Genomic DNA, 15,557 nt, shown 5'->3' with positions numbered 1-15,557 from the left:
TGCCGAGTTGCCTGGGGGACAGCCGGGAGATCCGCTGCACCAGCACCAGGAGGCGCCATGGTCAACCCGCCCCGCGGGGACGCACGATTCGACCGGGGCCTCAACCCGTCGGCGGCCGACTCCACCCCGGTAAGACCGTCGATCGCCGCCCCGCCCGCCGGCGCGCCCAACGTCGTCGTGGTGTTGCTCGACGACGTCGGGTTCGGCGCCGCGTCGACCTTCGGTGGACCGGTGCCGACCCCCGCACTGGACCGCGTCGCCGGCGCCGGGTTGCGCTACAACCAATTCCACACCACCGCGCTGTGCTCACCGACCCGCGCCGCACTGCTGACCGGTCGCAATCACCACAGCGCGCACATGGGCACCATCTGCGAGATCGCCTACGGATTCCCGGGTTACGACAGCCTGATCCCACAGAGCACCGCCACCGTCGCCCAGGTGCTGAAGATGAACGGCTACAGCACGGCGCTGTTCGGCAAGGCGCACTTCACCCCGATTTGGGAGATCGGGCCGGCCGGCCCGTTCGACCGCTGGCCGACCGGACTCGGCTTCGAGCGTTTCTACGGATTTCTGGGCGGGGACACCTCCCAGTACGAACCCGCGCTCTACGACCAGATCACGCCCGTCGAGCCGTACCTGGGACGCGACGACTACCACCTGACCGAAGACCTCGCCGACAAGGCGATCGACTGGATCCGGCTGCAGCAAACGTCCGCGCCGGACAAGCCGTTCTTCCTGTACTTCGCGCCCGGCGCCACCCACAGCCCGCACCAGGTGTGGCCGGAATGGTCGGACCGGTTCGCCGGCCAATTCGACGACGGTTGGGATGCGCTGCGGGAACGCATCTACGCCCGCCAGCTGGAATTGGGGATCATCCCCGCCGGCGCCGTGTTGACGCCGCGACCCCCGCAGATACCCGCATGGGCCGATTACGACGACCGCTACAAGCCGGTGGCCCGGCGGCTGATGGAGGTCTACGCCGGGTTTCTGGCTCACACCGACGCCCAGGTCGCGCGGGTCATCGACGCCGTCGACGCGTCAGGGCAGTGGGACAACACGTTGTTCATCTACCTGTGCGGCGACAACGGCGCATCCGCGGAAGGGACGCTGCACGGCGCGTGGAGCTCACCGGCCTTCCAGAACGGCATGCCCGAGGATCCGGAGTGGCTGCTGGCCCACATCGCCGACTTCGGCACGCCACGCTGCGAAAACCACTACAACGTGGGCTGGGCGTGGGCGCTCGACGCACCGTTTCAGTGGATGAAACAAGTGGCGTCCCACTTCGGCGGAACCCGCAATGGGCTGGCGATCTCCTGGCCGCGGGGCATCGCGGCGGCGGGGGAGCAGCGCAGCCAGTTCCACCATGTCATCGACATCGTGCCGACGATCCTGGAAGCCGCCGGCATCGAGATGCCCACGTGTGTCAACGGCGTCGAACAGAAGCCGGTCGAGGGTGTCAGCATGCGGTACTCGTTCGACGACCCTGCCGCAGCCGGGCGGCGGACCACCCAGTATTTCGAAATCTTCGGCAATCGCGCTGTGTACCACGATGGTTGGATCGCCTCGTGTTTTCACGGTCGACTGCCCTGGGTCCGCGCCCAGCGCGCAACGCCGTTCGGCGACACCGAACGCTGGGAGCTCTACCACCTCGCCGACGATTTCAGCCAGGGCGTCGACCTGGCGGCGCAACTCCCCGCCAAGCTCGCGGAGCTGAAGGCCGTATTCGATGCCGAGGCGCGGAAATACGACGTCTACCCGCTCAGCGACGCGACGCTGGCCCGCGCCTTCCCCGGCAACCGGCCGAGCCTGCTGGCCGAGCGCACCTCGGTCACCTACTACGCCGGGCAGGTGCGCATCCCCGAGCCCGTGACACTGAGCTACACCAGCACCTCTTTCGAATTGCGAGCACAGCTCGCCATTCCGGCGGGCGGCGCTCGGGGCGTGGTCATCTGCATCGGCGGCGCGATGGCCGGGTGGAGCTTGTACCTGCAACGCGGCATTCCCCGCTTCGCCTACAACTACCTGGGCCATGAGCTCACCACCATTGCGGCGACCGAGCCGCTGCCGGAAGGCCCTGTCGCGCTGGCCGTGTCGTTTGACTACGACGGCGGCGGACTGGGCAAAGGCGCCTCGGTGTCGCTGCGTGTCAACGACATGACCGTGGCCGGCGGCCGCGTCGAACGCACGGTTCCGTTTCGCTTCTCGATGAGCGGCGAGACGTTGGACGTGGGCACCGACACCGGCTCCCCGGTCGCGCCCTACGGGCACGATTTCCGGTTCACCGGTCGCATCGACCGCATCGACGCCACCGTGCATCCGCATCCCACCGACCTGGCCGCGGCGCTCGCCGAGGCGGAGATGCGCGCCGCGCTCGGGGCGCAGTAGTGCTCGCGATGTGGAGCGGCCTCGTCCCGCTGCTCCTCGGTTGTGCGCTGGAACCGATCGAAGTCGTCATCACGATCATGCTGCTGGGGACCCCGTCGCGTGTGCGGTCGGCCGGCGCCTGGGTTGCGGGGCACATCAGCACGCGCCTGCTGCAAGGCCTCATCTTCGGCACCATCCTGCATTGGGGAGCGCGTAGCGCCGACCCGGACCGCCCGCACCACTGGATCGCTGCCACCGCGCTGTTGGTGGTGGCACTGCTGCTGCTGGTCACCGCGGCGCGGGAGCTGTTGACGGACGACGATCCCGACGCACCGCCGCCGAAGTGGATGACCATGCTGACGTCGGCCACGCCCGCCAAAGCGTTCTTCATCGGTGCCGGGGTCATCGCCGTGTCGGTGAAAGCCTGGGTCTTCACGCTCGGGGCCATCAGCGTGATCGGCAACGCGAATTTGAGCCGGCCCGCCAATGTCGGTTCTTACGTCCTCTTTGTGGCGCTCGCCGCGAGCGTGAATCTCCTCATCGTCGTGGTGGCAGCGGTTTTCCCGGACCGATCGCGCGCCCTGCTGGACAGGGTCTTGGGTTGGCTGCAAGCACACGACCGGCCGATCGTGATCGCGCTGAGCGTGATCTTCGGGACATGGTTCGCGATCAAAGCCCTGCGCGGCTTCGGGATTCTCTAGGGACCTCGCCGGTCAGGCGGATGGCGTGGCCGCGCGCCGTCGCAACCAGAAGGTGTAGACCGCACCCACCGCGACGGTGACCAACCCGTAGAGGGCGACGGCCCCGTGTTCGTCCGCGTTGGGAAAGTTCACCGATGCGATGGTCAACGCCGTCGCGGGGTGACGGCAGCTGCTGGCGAATGCCAGCACCGCCGACGACTCCCGCTCGGGGCCCCCGAGCACGTGCCCCACGGCGACCGTGCTGCCCGCGAACAACACCATCGCCAGCAGCGTCGACTCACCCAGCAGCTTCCACATGCTCGGCGCCGCGGCGATCAGCAGAACGACCATCGCCACCGGCAGCGCCCACCGCTGCACGTGGTCGATCGGTCCCTCGATACGCGCCGCGAGGGCCGGCCAGCGCCTCCGGATCCCCATTCCCGCGACGAGCGGCGCCACCACCGACATCAGCATCAGCTCCGCGATCGCCCAGGGGCTCGCGACGTACTGGTGCCCGAACACGCGCGCGATCAACGGCGCGGCCACGGAGATCACCGGGACCGCGAGAACGGCGAGCACCAGCACGAGGCCGAGCCCGTATTGCGGGCGCCCGCCCGCCTTCTCGCCCCGCCGCGGCAGCAACGGCGGCAGCGGTGAAACCGCCAGGGTGACAAGCGCGATGGCCACCTGGGGGCGCAGGTCCAGCACCCCCACCAACACGCCCGCGATGACCGGCGCCACGACCAGCACGGCCAGCAAGGAGCGGGCCAGCAGATCCGGCAGGCGCAACAGGTAGGCGGCGTCGGCGAACCGCGCGGTCAACCCGTAACCGAGGATCACGACGAAGAGGCTGATCTGGAAGGCTATGCGTGCCGCATCGGCCATGCTCACACCGGTCAGCCTGCCACGCCGGCCTCAGCACGGTGCCGGGATGGTCGAGGACGCACCACGGGATGCGCGCGAGCCCGCGCCGGACGGCCCTGCAATGGCATCCTGGCCGTGTGGGTGTGCTCATCCGGTTGGCCGAGCTGTTGATCGTGCTCCTGCCCCTGGCGGGTGCGACCGTCGCGGCGGTGCGCGCGTTCGGGGCCAACCGCCGGCGCGCCGAACAGCAGTCGCCTCCCGAACGGACGGAGACACCGCCGACCGGTGACAATCACGTCGCGCAGTGGCGGTCGCTGCGCCGGATCCTCGAGGAGCACAGCCGCACCGACGCGCGCTGGCTCGCCTACGAGCTCGACGTCGCCAAGCTCCTCGATTTCCCGCTCATGACGGACATGCGCGATCCGCTCACGGTCGCCTTTCACAAGGCCAAGCTCCGGGCCGACTTCCTGCGCCCGGTCAAAGCCGAAGAGCTGCTCGACGACCGCGAGGCCACCGCCCAATACCGGCACGCGGTCGAGGATTACGTGACCGCCTTCAACGCCGCCGAGACCGAAGCGATGCGCAGGCGTCGCAGTGACTTCTCCGGGACCGACCAGCAGCGGATCGCGCGCGCTCAGAACCTGCTCCGGGTGGCGTCGGATCCCGCGGCGACATCGCAGGAACGCGGGCGCGCCTACGACTTGGCGCGCCGGGAACTCGACGGCCTCATCGTCTTACCGGCCACCACCCAGGCCGGCATCGAGCGGGGGATCTCCGGGGAGCTGGAGGGCTGACCTGCGAACCGGTTCGGCCGACCCGTCCGCGTTACGAGAGCTACGGGCAGGTGTATCCGCCGTCGATCACGATGTCGGAACCCGTCATGTAGCTGGAAGCGTCGCTGGCCAGGTAGAGGTACAGGCCGGCGAGTTCTTCGGGGCGGCCGATCCGCCCGAGCGGTATCTTCGGCTCCCACTGGCGGTGGTATTCGGTCAGCGGCTCCACGAGTTCGGTGAGGATGTAGCCCGGGCTGACGCTGTTGACCCGAATGTTGTGCGGCGCCAACTCGACGGCCATGGCCTTGGTCAGCTGGATCACCGCCGCCTTGGAGGTGCAGTAGTGACCGACTTGCTGCGGAACGTTGATGATGTGCCCCGACATCGAGGCCGTCGTGATGATGGCGCCGCCCCGCCCCTGTCGGACCATCGCCCTGGCCGCCGCTTGTGCGGTGAGGAAAACGCCTGTGACGTTGGTGCTCTGGATGCGTTCGAACTCTTCCGGCGACATGTCCAGCATCGGGTTCACGGTGATGATGCCGGCGTTGCAGACCGCGATGTCGACGCCGCCCAGCTCCGCGGTCACCCGGTCCAGCATCTCGCCGACCTGATCGGGTTGGGTCACGTCGCAACGGATCGGCACGACCTTGCCCTCGCCGTCCCCCGCGATCTCCCGGGCGACCCGGTCCAGGCTCTCGGGACGGCGCGCCGCGATGGCCACGTCGGCCCCCGCTTGCAGGTAGGCCTGGGCCACCTTCTTGCCGATGCCGCTCGATGCCCCGGTTATCAGGGCCCGCTTGCCGCGCAGATCGAACAACTTCAAGACGTTCATGCGATCTCCCCATTCAGACGAGCTACCTGTACCGGAAACACGTTCTAGTGTGTCCGCCATGGGCAAATTCACCAGGGCCGAAATCGAGCAAGCCGTCGAGAACTACACGCGGGTCGTGGAGGGGTGCAGCGCCTCGGGCGACTGGCGGCCGTTCGCCGATCTCTTCACCGAGGACGTCGTCTACACCGAACATCACTACGGGGTGTTCCGCGGCCGCGAGGCCGTGCGGGACTGGATCGTCGCCGTCATGGCGCCGTTCCCGCACATGCGATTTCCGTCCGGCTGGACCGCCTACGACGAGGACAACGACGCCGTCGTCGTGATGATCAAGAATCTGCTGGACCACCCGACCGATCCCGACGGCGAACCCTTCTGGTTCCCGAACTGGACGCGGCTGGTCTACGCCGGCAACGGCTTGTTCTCCAGCGAGGAAGACATCTATAACCCCAACCGGGATGCGCCCGGCGTGGTGGCCGCCTGGCTTCAGGCCGGCGGACGGCTCGAGTCAACCGAGATCCTGCAACCTCAGGCGTAGACGGTCCCACCCCCGCCGAGCGTGCAGGCTACGACGCTTCACCGGGGCGTGTCGTGTCGCGAAATGCGCGGTCGGCCCCGAAGGCGCCCCGGCGCCGCGATCGCACGGCCGCCAATGCCTGCTCCCAGGCCAGCTCCCAGGCCAGCATGGTGGCGGCCTTCATGGTGGCCGGCTTGACGCTGTCCCGGGACAGCAGCGCGGTGGCGGCCGCCTTCGTGGTCGCCGACGCCTTCGACACGTGGCCGGAGTCGAACGGCGGCTGCGGGTCGTATTCGATCGCGAGTTGGATTGCCTTGGCGCGGCTTTCTCCACCGATCTGTCCGGCCAGCCAGAACGCGAGGTCGAGTCCCGCCGACACCCCGGCGCTGGTAACGACGTTGTCCTGCCGCACGATTCGCTCGTCGCCCACCGGGACGGCGCCGAACGCCTTCAACGCCGGGACGGTCAGCCAGTGCGACGTGGCGCGCCGGCCGACGAGGAGGCCGGCCGCCGCCAGGATGACCGACCCGGAGCACACCGACGTCGTCCATCGGGCCGTCCGGTGGGCCTGCCGCAGCCAGTCCAGCAGCGCCTCGTCGCGGGCGTGCACCGGTGTGGAGGGGCCGCCCGGCACGAGAACGACGTCGGGCGAGGGCGTTTCGGCCAGCGAGTGGGTGGCCCCGATCACCAGCACGCCGGAGTCGGCGGTGATCGGCCCCGGCTGGTGCCAGACGAACCGCACTTCGGTGTCGTGCAGGTTGCGCAGCACCTCGTAGGGGCCGATCATGTCGAGCGCGGTGAATCCTGGATAGGTCACGATCGCGATCTGGGTCATGGGTGTCGTCCTCTCGGTTTCAGGCGTCTTTTCAGGCAAAGGCCTTGCGGTATTGGTCGGGCGGGATACCGACCCGGCGAAGGAAGTTGCGTCGCATGGTTTCCGCCGTGCCGAAACCGCATCGGGCGGCGATCGTGACGACGGTGTCGTCGGTCTCCTCCAACTGCCGCCGCGCGGCTTCGGTGCGGATCCGCTCGACGTACTGCCCGGGCGCCTCGCCGACCTCGGCGGTGAACACCCGGGTGAAGTGACGCGGGCTCATCGCCGCCCGGCGGGCCAGCTGGTCGATGCCGTGCTCACCGCCCGGTTCCGCCTCGATCGCCTCCTGCACGGCGCGGATCGCCTGTCGTTTGGCGCGCGGCATCCACACCGGCGCCGCGAACTGCGTCTGCCCGCCGGGGCGGCGCAGATACAAGACCAGCCACCGCGCGACGGTCTGCGCGACCTCGGTGCCGTGGTCGTCCTCCACCAGCGAGAGCGCCAGGTCGATTCCCGCGGTGACACCGGCCGCCGTCCACACGGTCTTCGAGCTGCGGAGGAAAATCGGATCCGCGTCCACGTCGATCGCGGGGAATTCGCGGGCCAACCGCCCGGCGAAGGCCCAGTGGGTGGTCACCCGCTGCCCGTCGAGCAACCCCGCCTCGGCCGCCAGGAACGCGCCCGTGCAGACCGTGACCACGCGACGGGCGGTCGCGGCGACGGCCTTGATCCAGCCGATCAGCTCGGCATCCGACCGCGCTTCCTGCACGCCGCCGCCGCCGGGCAGCACCACCGTGTCGATCTTTTCGCGGGGGTCGTCGGGTTCCGGCAGCGGCGCGGCGACGAAGGCGAGGCCGGTCGGGGTGGTGACGGCCCGCCCGTCCACGGAGGCCACGATGACGTCGTACCCGCCGCCGGTGAGCCGCGCCGCGCCGGTGAACACGTCGTGCGGCCCCACCACGTCGAGCGCCTGCACGCCGGGATACCCGGCGATGACCACTTTGCGAGCCATGAGGTCAAGTGTTCGGCACGCCGGGGCGTGTCGTCTACGACCTGCACCCCACGAATTAGGACATGGGACCTGACCCATGGCCGTCGCGACGGGCTTGGCAGACTGTCGGCATGGCACAGATAACGTTGCGTGGAAACCCGATCAACACCGTCGGCGAGCTGCCTGCCGTCGGATCTCCGGCGCCGGCCTTCAGCCTGACGGGCGGCGACCTGGGAGCGGTCAGTAGCGACCAGCTCGGCGGTAAAGCCGTGGTGCTCAACATCTTCCCGTCCGTGGACACGCCGGTGTGCGCGACCAGCGTCCGGACCTTCAACGAGCGCGCCGCCGCCAGCGGCGCCTCGGTGGTGTGCGTGTCGAAGGACCTGCCGTTCGCGTTCGCCCGCTTCTGCGGCGCCGAGGGCATCGACAACGTCAAGACGGCTTCGGCGTTCCGCAGCAGCTTCGGCGAGGACTACGGCGTCACCATGAGCGACGGACCGATGGCGGGTCTGCTCGCCCGGGCCATCGTCGTGGTCGGAGCGGACGGCAAGGTCGCCTACACCGAACTGGTGCCGGAGATCGCCCAGGAGCCGAACTACGACGCGGCGCTGGCCGCGGCGGGCTGATCCCCGGCTGACCGCAGCGGCGTCGTTTCCGACGGCAAGGGACCGCCGCGGCTAGGCCCCGGCCAGCCCCAGGCGATCGGCCGTGACCGCCAGCACTTCGCGGCACCCCGCCCACATCCGCTCGATGATGTCGGCGGCGGGCGGGATGTCCTGGATGCGGCCGGCCACCTGACCGGTGTTGGCGACGCTGGCGTCCATGTCCCCGTCGAAGTAGAGCCGCTGCACCCGCTGCAGCGCCGCGGCGCCATCGGCGGAAGACGTTGCGGCATCGAGCCTGTCGGCGGCGGCCGTCCGGATGACACGCATCATGCGTTTGCCGTCGAGGGGCAGCAGCACGGTGGACGTCTCGTCGGCCGCGACGACCGCCTGCTTCAGGTTGCCGTGGACCGGGGAATCCGCCGAGGCCAGCAGCCGCGTGCCCATCTGCACGCCCTCGGCGCCCAGCACGAACGCGGCCGCCATAGAGCGCGCGTCGCAGATGCCGCCCGCCGCCACGATCGGCACGTCGACGTGGGCCGCCACCAACGGCAGCAGCACCATGGTCGATGCACCGAATCGGTTCTTGAACCCGCCGCCCTCGACACCCTCGACCACCAGCCCGTCCACCCCGGCGTCGACGGCCTTGCGGGCCGCCGCGAGGGTGCCCACCACATGGAACACGGTGATCCCGGCGTCGTGGAGCCGGCCGGTGAACAGCGCCGGATCGCCGGCGGACGTGGTGACGAAGCGAATCCCGTTGGCCACCAAGAGATCCACGGTGCCCGGGTCGCGGTTCATGATCAGCGCGATGTTGGCGCCCACCGGGCGGTCGGTGAGGTCGCGGACGCGCCGTAGATCGGCCCGGCCCTGCTCGGAAGTGGTCTCGATGATGCCCAGCGCGCCCGCGTTGGACACCGCGGCGGCCAGCTGGGCGCCGGCGATGTAGGTCATCGGCGCCTGGATGATCGGGATGTCGATCCCGGCGAGTCCGCAGACCCGGTTGACCGTGTTCATGCGGACCTCGGGTCGATGAGGTCCCGGAAGCTCGCGGCGGGCTGGACCGTGGCCCCCAGGCTGAGCACGCGGTCGCTGAGCCCTTTGTCGGACGTCACCACACGAATATCGTGCGGTCGGGGAGCGGCCCGGACGCGTCGAACGATCTCGTCGTCCGCCGAGTCCGCGGCCGCCCTGGGCGCGTAGGCGATCTCGATCACCGACGCGGGTATGGCCGTCGACGGGGGCCGTTCGAACACGACGGTCACGTCGTCTCCCTGGGAGGCGGCCCATCGGTCGAGCCGCTCGGCCAGCGCGACCATGGCGCGGCCGCGGTCCTTCCACCAACCGTCCGGGCGGCTCCCGATCACGTTCATGCCGTCCACAATCCACCGCACGGCCCCTACGGTAAGGCGGCATGTCACACCGGCGCTCACGGCCCCGCACTCCGCGGCGCGCCGTTTCCATTCTCGGGCGTCAAGCGGTTGGTACGGTCACCGATATCAGCTGCCGCTGATGCCGTCGCAACGATGGGACTGGTGAATGACGTCGATAGCCGACACCGATGACCGGGTTGTGTCGCTGGCCCGCGGAATGCGCGAACTGGTGCGCGCCGAGGCCGCCGAATCCGAGCGGATGCGCACCCTGACCCCGGGGATCGTCGACGAGATGTGGGCCACCGGGCTGATGTCCGCGTTCAACCCGGCGGCGGCCGGGGGTGTGGAACCCTCGTTCGCCGAGATGATCGAGACCTGGATCGAAATGGCTTGGCAGGACGGCTCTTTCGGTTGGATCGGGATCGCCAACCTGCCCTCGTCGTTCGCCGCCGCGGCCTACCTGCCCGACGACGGTTTCGCCGAGGTGTTCACGGCGCACGACAACCGCGTCACCATGGGCGGCCAATTCTTTCCCAACGGTCAAGGGGCCGCCGTCGACGGCGGTTACCTGGTGAGCGGGTCGTGGAACTTCGGCTCAGGCACCGGCCACTCGCAGTACATCGCGGCGGGGTTCCTGCCGATGGACAGCGGCGAAATGCGCTGGATCAGCGAGGGCTTCCCCGAGATGCGGGTCGCGGTGATTCCCCGGGATCAGATCAGCTTCAACGACGGCTGGTTCGTCCAGGGCCTCAAGGGAACCGGGTCCTACGACTACAGCGCCCAGGAGGTGTTCGTGCCGGCGAGCCGCACCTTCGAGCTGTTCACGCGCCAGCCGCACCGGGGCAGCTCACCGGCCACCCGGATGGGCCTGATGCCGGTCACCGCCGCCGGGCACGCGTCGTGGGCGCTCGGCGTGGCGAAAAGCATGCTCGACGACGTCCAGGAGCTGGCGGCGACGAAGTTTCGGATGAGCGACATGGCGTCGCTGGCCAGCCGCCCGACATTCCAGAAGGGGCTGGCGCACCACCGCGCGGCCTGGCGCGCCGCCCGTCTGCTGGTGCTGGACGCGTTCACCACCGCCGAGGCCGCGGTCGCGTCGGGGGAGGAGCTGACGCCCGCGCTGCGCGCGGACATGCGGGTGGCCGCGGTCTACGCCACCGACACGGCCCGGAGCTGCTCGGAGTGGGCGCACCTGGTCGCCGGCACCAGCTCCATCCGCGAGGGCAGCCGGCTGGAGCGCGCCTTCCGGGACATCTACACCGGCACGCAGCACGCCTTCATCAGCGAGAAGGTGGCCATCGACGTCGCGCAGATCTGGCTCGGCATCATCGACGACCAGCCGGGGCTGTGACTCGCTGACCCGGTCGTCGGCTAGACCAAGCGTTCGCCCGGCTGTTGGTCGCCCGGCTCGTCGCGCTTGCCTTCGTCGGTGTTGCCGGCAAGCGACGAGGCCAGGCCCGGCCCGGCGGCCCCGCCGGCCGACGCCCCCTGGGCCAGCGAACCAAGCGAGCTGAGAGGTGCCGCACCGGCGCCCAGCAACGTCGACGCGGCGCCGGCGGCGGGCATCGCCGGGGCCGGGGTCGGCACCGTGGGCGAGGGGGTCGGCACCGTGGGCGAGGGGGTCGGCACCGTCGGTGAGGGGGTCGGCACCGTCGGTGAGGGGGCCGGCACCGTCGGCGCCGGGCCGGCGACCGGCCCTCCCCCGACCAGGTCGGCCAGTGGCGGCGTGCGGGGAGCCGAGCCGCCCGCCCCCGGCAGCACCTCGGCGCGCAGCAGTCCGCCGCCGCCCGTGGGCCCCAGGAAAGTCTGGCCAACGATCCGGCCGCCGGCTGAGTGCAAAGTGCCCGCCGCCTCTCCGTCGACCTGGGCGTACATCCGGGCGATGTCGGCAAACGCCACCCCCGTCCGGGCGATCTCTTCCTGGGCGGCGGTGTTGAGGGCCAGCATGGCGGTGCCCTCGGCGGCGAATGCCGTCGCGGCCAGCATCGAGACCTCGTCCACGCCGGCGGGAGCCAACGCGGTCACCGGCCCCGTCGCGGCGGCGCCGGAGGCCAGACCTTGGGTGGCGAGCTCCACCACCTGCAACCCGATGGCCCCCGCGGCCGGGTCATGTGACAGCGGTTCCATGTGCGTGTGCTCCTGTGCGAGCGATGAGCGCCGATACGTCGGGACCAGCTGCGCTGGGCGATGAATCAAGTCTAAGGGCGCCGGTTGGGTGCTGCCCACACTTTCGGGCGGGCCCGGCTGCCGCCCTCCCGTGCGAGCACACCACGCCGAACCTCGAAATCGTCGGCCCGCTCGGATCGTCGCCTACTATCAGCGCATGCGCGGCTCAAAGATCCTGATCACCGGCCCCACCGGTCAAATCGCCACCCCGATTGCACGGGCACTCGCGGCCGACAACGAGGTGTGGGGCATCGCCCGCTTCACCGATCCAGCGGCTCGGGAGGGTCTGCAGAAGTCGGGCGTCCACACCCAGACGGTCAACCTGGCGGCCGGTGAGTTCGGCGATCTGCCAAACGATTTCGAGTACGTGCTCAACCTGGCGGTGGCCAAGAGCGGGAACTGGGACAAGGATCTCGCGGCCAACGCGGAGTCGGTGGGCCTGCTCATGGCGCACTGCCGCGACGCGAAGGCGTTTCTGCACTGCTCGTCCGCCGCCGTGTATGACCCGCCCGGCGACGATCCCCGGACCGAGGATGCCGCCCTGGGCGACAACCACAAGCCCCTGTTTCCCACCTACTCCATCTCCAAGATCGCCGGGGAGGTGGTCGCCCGGTCGATGGCGCGGGTCCTCGGAGTGCCCACCACGATCGCGCGGCTCAACGTTCCCTACGGCGACAACGGCGGGTGGCCGTTCTACCACATGGAGATGATGCTGGCGGGCATCCCGATCCCGGTGCCGCCCGGGGCGCCCGCCCGCTACAACCCCATTCACGAGGACGACATCATCGCGACCATTCCCAAGTTGCTCGAGGTGGCCGCCGTCCCGGCGACCACGGTCAACTGGGGCGGCGACCAAACGGTCAGCATTCAACAGTGGTGCGGCTACCTCGGTTCACTGGTGGGCAAGGAGCCGGTCTTCGAGGTGAGCGAGCAGGCGCTGCGCGGCAATCCCACCGACAGCGCGCGGATGCACGAGCTCATCGGCGGCACGGCGGTCGGCTGGCGGGACGGGCTGCGCCGCATGGCCGCCAAGTTCCATCCGGAGCTGGTCGGCGCGTAGGCCCGGCAGGCAACCTGATCCGGATTCAACGGCTCCACTCGACACTCGCCCGGTAATCGACGGCGCCTAGCCGTTTTCGCGGCCCCACGGTCGTGCCCGTGAACGCGGTCCTTGACCGCTGCACGAGCACAATGCTAAGCAAGTGCTCAGCATTGGAACGCACTCGCGGCCGGACGGCCCGCGGCACGGGAGGGATCAGATGACGCTGCAGACGGTATTGGACGACCTGCGCAAGCGGCCGGGAACGGGTGACGTCATCGCGGTCATCGACCCCGCCACGGAGGAGACGATCACCGAATTCACCGACTGCGGGGAAGCGGCGGTCAACGACGCCGTCGCGCGGGCGAGGGCGTCGTTCGAGTCCGGCGTCTGGTCCGAGCTCCCTGGCCGCGAGCGGGCCAAGATCATGTGGCGCATAGCGGATCTGATCGACGAACACGCCGACGAGTTCGCTCAGCTCGACTCGCTCAACACGGGCATGCCCTTGATGCAGGCAACGCTGCAGATGTCGACCTGCTCGGAGTTCTTCCGCTACTACGCCGGTTGGTGTTCGAAGATCAACGGCGTCGCCTACGACGTGAAGACCGACGGCATCGCGACGGACGCCTTCGTCAACATGCACGCCTACACCCGCAAGGAACCGTACGGCGTGGTCGGGCTGATCTTCCCGTGGAACGGCCCGATCTTCAACGCCAGCGCCAAGCTCGCGCCCGCGCTGGCCGCCGGCTGCAGCATGCTCGTCAAACCCGCCGAGGAGACGCCGCTTTCGGCACTGCTGCTCGACAGGCTGGTCCACGAGGCCGGCGTACCCGAGGGCGTCGTCAACCTGTTGACCGGTTACGGCCACACCGCGGGCGCCGCGATCACCGCGCATCCCGACGTGGAGAAGGTCGCCTTCACCGGGTCCACCGAGGTCGGCAAGGAGATCGTGCGGGCGTCGGCCGGCAACTTGAAGAAGGTCACCCTCGAGTTGGGCGGCAAGTCACCGGTCGTGATCTTCGACGACGCCGACCTGGACAAGGCGATTTTGATGGCGTCGCTGGGCATCTTCGTCCACTCCGGCCAGGGCTGCGTGTGCGGATCGCGGATCTTCGCGCAGCGCGGCGTGTACGACCGCGTCGTGGAAGGCCTTGCCATGATGGCGAATACCTTCAAGCTGGGCGCGCCCAACGAGGAGGGCTGCGTCAGCGGCCCGCTGATCAGCCACAAACAGCTGAGCCGCGTCATGGGCTTCATCGATGAGGGCCGCAGCGACGGGGTCGAGGTGGTCACCGGCGGCTACCGACTGGACCGCAAGGGCTACTTCGTGCACCCGACGGTGCTCACCAACGTCGATCCGGGCATGCGGCTCTACCAGCAGGAGATCTTCGGGCCCGTCGTCACCATCCTGCCCTTCGACGACGAGGACGAGGCCGTGGCGATGGCCAACGACACCACCTACGGCCTGGCGGCCACCGCCTGGACGCAGGATGTCGGCCGGGCTCACCGGATGCTCAAGCGCCTGCACGCCGGCAGCGTTCAGGTCAACTGCCAGTTGGTCTTCGACCACGACGTGCCGTTCGGCGGCCACAAGCAGTCCGGTTGGGGGCACGAGTTCGGTAAAGAGGGCATCGACATGTACATGAAGACGAAGTCGGCCTGGATCCAGCTTTAACGCGCGGCGTCAGACGGAAGGCGCTCCACAGCGCGAACGCGCCGGCGCGTCACCTCGCACCAAGTGCGGGGCCGCGAACCGGCTACCGGTCCCAAGAGACGCTGCGACGAAGGCATGCTTGCGGGCAGACTGCTGCTGGTGGGTCAATTCAGGGGAGCACCCGTGACGCCGCGGGTCAGCCTGGTCTGCTTCTCGAATCGAGGAAGGAAACGGTCCTGATGATCAATCCGATCAAGCTGGCCGAGCAGGTGGTCGAATCGGTTCTGGCCGTGGGCGGCATCCGGGTCGGTACCGAGGAGCCTACCTACACGCACCATCCAGTCACCGACGCCGTCGAGATACGCCGCTACGGTCCGCGGATTGCCGCCGAGACCACCGTCGACGCCGACCAGATCCGCGCTCGCGACGTCGGGTTCCGGCGGTTGGCGGGCTATATCTTCGGCGGCAATCGGGGCGACCAATCGATCTCGATGACGGCGCCGGTCAGTCAGCAGTCGATCCGTCGCGGCAAACAGATCGCGATGACCGCCCCCGTCGTCCAGTCCGCAGGCACCGAGACCGGTTGGACGATCCGGTTTTTCATGCCCGCGAAGTGGACATTGGAGACCCTTCCCATGCCCAAGGATGATCAGGTCCGCCTCGTCAGCGTGCCGCCCGCCACGGTGGCGGTGCTGCGATTCAGCGGCGACCGCGGGCCCAAGGCGGTCACCGCCCGCACGAACGAACTGTTGAAGATATTGCAGGAGCGAGGAATTCAACCGGCCGGAGATCCCGAGGCCTGGTTCTACGACCCGCCCTGGACGTTGCCGATGCGGCGCCGCAACGAGATCGCGATCCCCGTCGATCCGGCGTCCGCACCGGGCTAGCCCG

16 protein-coding genes are annotated in these 15,557 nt (G+C 69.2%); 9 read left to right on the top strand and 7 right to left on the bottom strand.

The features are described from left to right. The first annotated feature begins 57 nt into the window (after positions 1 to 57). Together AWC03_RS02250 and AWC03_RS02245 are read left to right on the top strand one after the other, a co-directional pair. Positions 58 to 2,385, top strand: a complete 2,328-nt coding sequence (locus AWC03_RS02250; protein ID WP_085238909.1) for an arylsulfatase — start codon at positions 58 to 60, stop codon at positions 2,383 to 2,385. Positions 2,386 to 2,393: 8 nt separating this feature from the next. Continuing rightward, positions 2,394 to 3,065, top strand: coding sequence for a GAP family protein (locus tag AWC03_RS02245; RefSeq protein ID WP_085238937.1), 672 nt, complete (start codon positions 2,394 to 2,396; stop codon positions 3,063 to 3,065). A gap of 12 nt (positions 3,066 to 3,077) precedes the next feature. On the opposite strand, the gene AWC03_RS02240 is transcribed toward AWC03_RS02245, so the two are convergent. Continuing rightward, entirely contained in the window at positions 3,078 to 3,929 is an 852-nt protein-coding gene (locus AWC03_RS02240) for a bile acid:sodium symporter family protein (protein ID WP_244275495.1), read from the bottom strand. 116 nt (positions 3,930 to 4,045) lie between these two features. Between AWC03_RS02240 and AWC03_RS02235 the strand changes: the two genes are divergently transcribed. Continuing rightward, entirely contained in the window at positions 4,046 to 4,702 is a 657-nt protein-coding gene (locus AWC03_RS02235) for a hypothetical protein (RefSeq protein WP_085238907.1), read from the top strand. Positions 4,703 to 4,742: 40 nt separating this feature from the next. On the opposite strand, the gene AWC03_RS02230 is transcribed toward AWC03_RS02235, so the two are convergent. Further along, a complete protein-coding gene (locus tag AWC03_RS02230) occupies positions 4,743 to 5,513 on the bottom strand; it encodes an SDR family oxidoreductase (protein ID WP_085238906.1) in 771 nt (256 codons plus the stop codon). Between the two features lie 58 nt (positions 5,514 to 5,571). Here AWC03_RS02230 and AWC03_RS02225 point away from each other — a divergent pair, with 58 nt between their 5' ends. After that, a complete protein-coding gene (locus AWC03_RS02225; RefSeq protein ID WP_085238905.1) occupies positions 5,572 to 6,048 on the top strand; it encodes a nuclear transport factor 2 family protein in 477 nt (158 codons plus the stop codon). Positions 6,049 to 6,076: 28 nt separating this feature from the next. On the opposite strand, the gene AWC03_RS02220 is transcribed toward AWC03_RS02225, so the two are convergent. Beyond that, complete coding sequence (locus AWC03_RS02220) at positions 6,077 to 6,862, bottom strand: DJ-1/PfpI family protein (RefSeq protein WP_085238904.1); 786 nt, start codon at positions 6,860 to 6,862, stop codon at positions 6,077 to 6,079. 31 nt (positions 6,863 to 6,893) lie between these two features. Beyond that, complete coding sequence (locus AWC03_RS02215) at positions 6,894 to 7,853, bottom strand: GlxA family transcriptional regulator (RefSeq protein ID WP_085238903.1); 960 nt, start codon at positions 7,851 to 7,853, stop codon at positions 6,894 to 6,896. 110 nt (positions 7,854 to 7,963) lie between these two features. Between AWC03_RS02215 and tpx the strand changes: the two genes are divergently transcribed. Beyond that, a complete protein-coding gene (gene tpx / locus AWC03_RS02210; protein ID WP_085238902.1) occupies positions 7,964 to 8,458 on the top strand; it encodes a thiol peroxidase in 495 nt (164 codons plus the stop codon). 51 nt (positions 8,459 to 8,509) lie between these two features. On the opposite strand, the gene AWC03_RS02205 is transcribed toward tpx, so the two are convergent. Together AWC03_RS02205 and AWC03_RS02200 are read right to left on the bottom strand one after the other, a co-directional pair. After that, positions 8,510 to 9,451 carry an NAD(P)H-dependent flavin oxidoreductase gene (locus AWC03_RS02205; protein ID WP_085238901.1) on the bottom strand — a complete coding sequence of 314 codons (942 nt, stop codon included), beginning with the start codon at positions 9,449 to 9,451 and terminating at the stop codon, positions 8,510 to 8,512. After that, positions 9,448 to 9,828 (bottom strand): NYN domain-containing protein, encoded by a 381-nt coding sequence (locus AWC03_RS02200; protein WP_085238900.1) that lies wholly within the window; start codon positions 9,826 to 9,828, stop codon positions 9,448 to 9,450. The genes AWC03_RS02205 and AWC03_RS02200 overlap by 4 nt, the downstream gene beginning before the upstream one ends. Before the next feature lie 145 nt (positions 9,829 to 9,973). Here AWC03_RS02200 and AWC03_RS02195 point away from each other — a divergent pair, with 145 nt between their 5' ends. Continuing rightward, the gene (locus tag AWC03_RS02195; RefSeq protein ID WP_085238899.1) at positions 9,974 to 11,158 is read left to right on the top strand and encodes an acyl-CoA dehydrogenase family protein; all 1,185 of its coding nucleotides are present in this window, start codon (positions 9,974 to 9,976) and stop codon (positions 11,156 to 11,158) included. Positions 11,159 to 11,178: 20 nt separating this feature from the next. On the opposite strand, the gene AWC03_RS28070 is transcribed toward AWC03_RS02195, so the two are convergent. Continuing rightward, on the bottom strand, positions 11,179 to 11,934 hold the full coding sequence (locus tag AWC03_RS28070; RefSeq protein WP_142278304.1) for a PE family protein: 756 nt from the start codon (positions 11,932 to 11,934) through the stop codon (positions 11,179 to 11,181). Positions 11,935 to 12,130: 196 nt separating this feature from the next. Between AWC03_RS28070 and AWC03_RS02185 the strand changes: the two genes are divergently transcribed. The 3 genes from AWC03_RS02185 to AWC03_RS02175 all read left to right on the top strand — a co-directional run bounded on the left by AWC03_RS02185 (position 12,131) and on the right by AWC03_RS02175 (position 15,553). Continuing rightward, entirely contained in the window at positions 12,131 to 13,033 is a 903-nt protein-coding gene (locus AWC03_RS02185; RefSeq protein WP_085238898.1) for an NAD-dependent epimerase/dehydratase family protein, read from the top strand. A 199-nt stretch (positions 13,034 to 13,232) separates the two neighbouring features. Beyond that, positions 13,233 to 14,687 carry an aldehyde dehydrogenase family protein gene (locus AWC03_RS02180; RefSeq protein ID WP_085238897.1) on the top strand — a complete coding sequence of 485 codons (1,455 nt, stop codon included), beginning with the start codon at positions 13,233 to 13,235 and terminating at the stop codon, positions 14,685 to 14,687. Positions 14,688 to 14,905: 218 nt separating this feature from the next. Continuing rightward, on the top strand, positions 14,906 to 15,553 hold the full coding sequence (locus AWC03_RS02175; protein ID WP_085238896.1) for an SOUL family heme-binding protein: 648 nt from the start codon (positions 14,906 to 14,908) through the stop codon (positions 15,551 to 15,553). The last annotated feature ends 4 nt before the right edge of the window (positions 15,554 to 15,557 follow it).

The sequence above is a fragment of the Mycobacterium europaeum genome, assembly GCF_002102155.1.
Taxonomy (GTDB): Bacteria; Actinomycetota; Actinomycetes; order Mycobacteriales; family Mycobacteriaceae; genus Mycobacterium; species Mycobacterium europaeum.
Note: the sequence above shows the minus strand (reverse complement) of the source record. Positions and strands in the feature narration are given on the sequence as shown.

Coding starts and splice junctions, on each gene's coding strand:
- AWC03_RS02250 (WP_085238909.1), top strand. CDS start 58: ATGGTCAACCCGCCCCGCGGGGACGCACGATTCGACCGGGGCCTCAAC.
- AWC03_RS02245 (WP_085238937.1), top strand. CDS start 2,394: ATGTGGAGCGGCCTCGTCCCGCTGCTCCTCGGTTGTGCGCTGGAACCG.
- AWC03_RS02240 (WP_244275495.1), bottom strand. CDS start 3,929: ATGGCCGATGCGGCACGCATAGCCTTCCAGATCAGCCTCTTCGTCGTG.
- AWC03_RS02230 (WP_085238906.1), bottom strand. CDS start 5,513: ATGAACGTCTTGAAGTTGTTCGATCTGCGCGGCAAGCGGGCCCTGATA.
- AWC03_RS02225 (WP_085238905.1), top strand. CDS start 5,572: ATGGGCAAATTCACCAGGGCCGAAATCGAGCAAGCCGTCGAGAACTAC.
- AWC03_RS02220 (WP_085238904.1), bottom strand. CDS start 6,862: ATGACCCAGATCGCGATCGTGACCTATCCAGGATTCACCGCGCTCGAC.
- AWC03_RS02215 (WP_085238903.1), bottom strand. CDS start 7,853: ATGGCTCGCAAAGTGGTCATCGCCGGGTATCCCGGCGTGCAGGCGCTC.
- tpx (WP_085238902.1), top strand. CDS start 7,964: ATGGCACAGATAACGTTGCGTGGAAACCCGATCAACACCGTCGGCGAG.
- AWC03_RS02205 (WP_085238901.1), bottom strand. CDS start 9,451: ATGAACACGGTCAACCGGGTCTGCGGACTCGCCGGGATCGACATCCCG.
- AWC03_RS02195 (WP_085238899.1), top strand. CDS start 9,974: ATGACGTCGATAGCCGACACCGATGACCGGGTTGTGTCGCTGGCCCGC.
- AWC03_RS28070 (WP_142278304.1), bottom strand. CDS start 11,934: ATGGAACCGCTGTCACATGACCCGGCCGCGGGGGCCATCGGGTTGCAG.
- AWC03_RS02185 (WP_085238898.1), top strand. CDS start 12,131: ATGCGCGGCTCAAAGATCCTGATCACCGGCCCCACCGGTCAAATCGCC.
- AWC03_RS02180 (WP_085238897.1), top strand. CDS start 13,233: ATGACGCTGCAGACGGTATTGGACGACCTGCGCAAGCGGCCGGGAACG.
- AWC03_RS02175 (WP_085238896.1), top strand. CDS start 14,906: ATGATCAATCCGATCAAGCTGGCCGAGCAGGTGGTCGAATCGGTTCTG.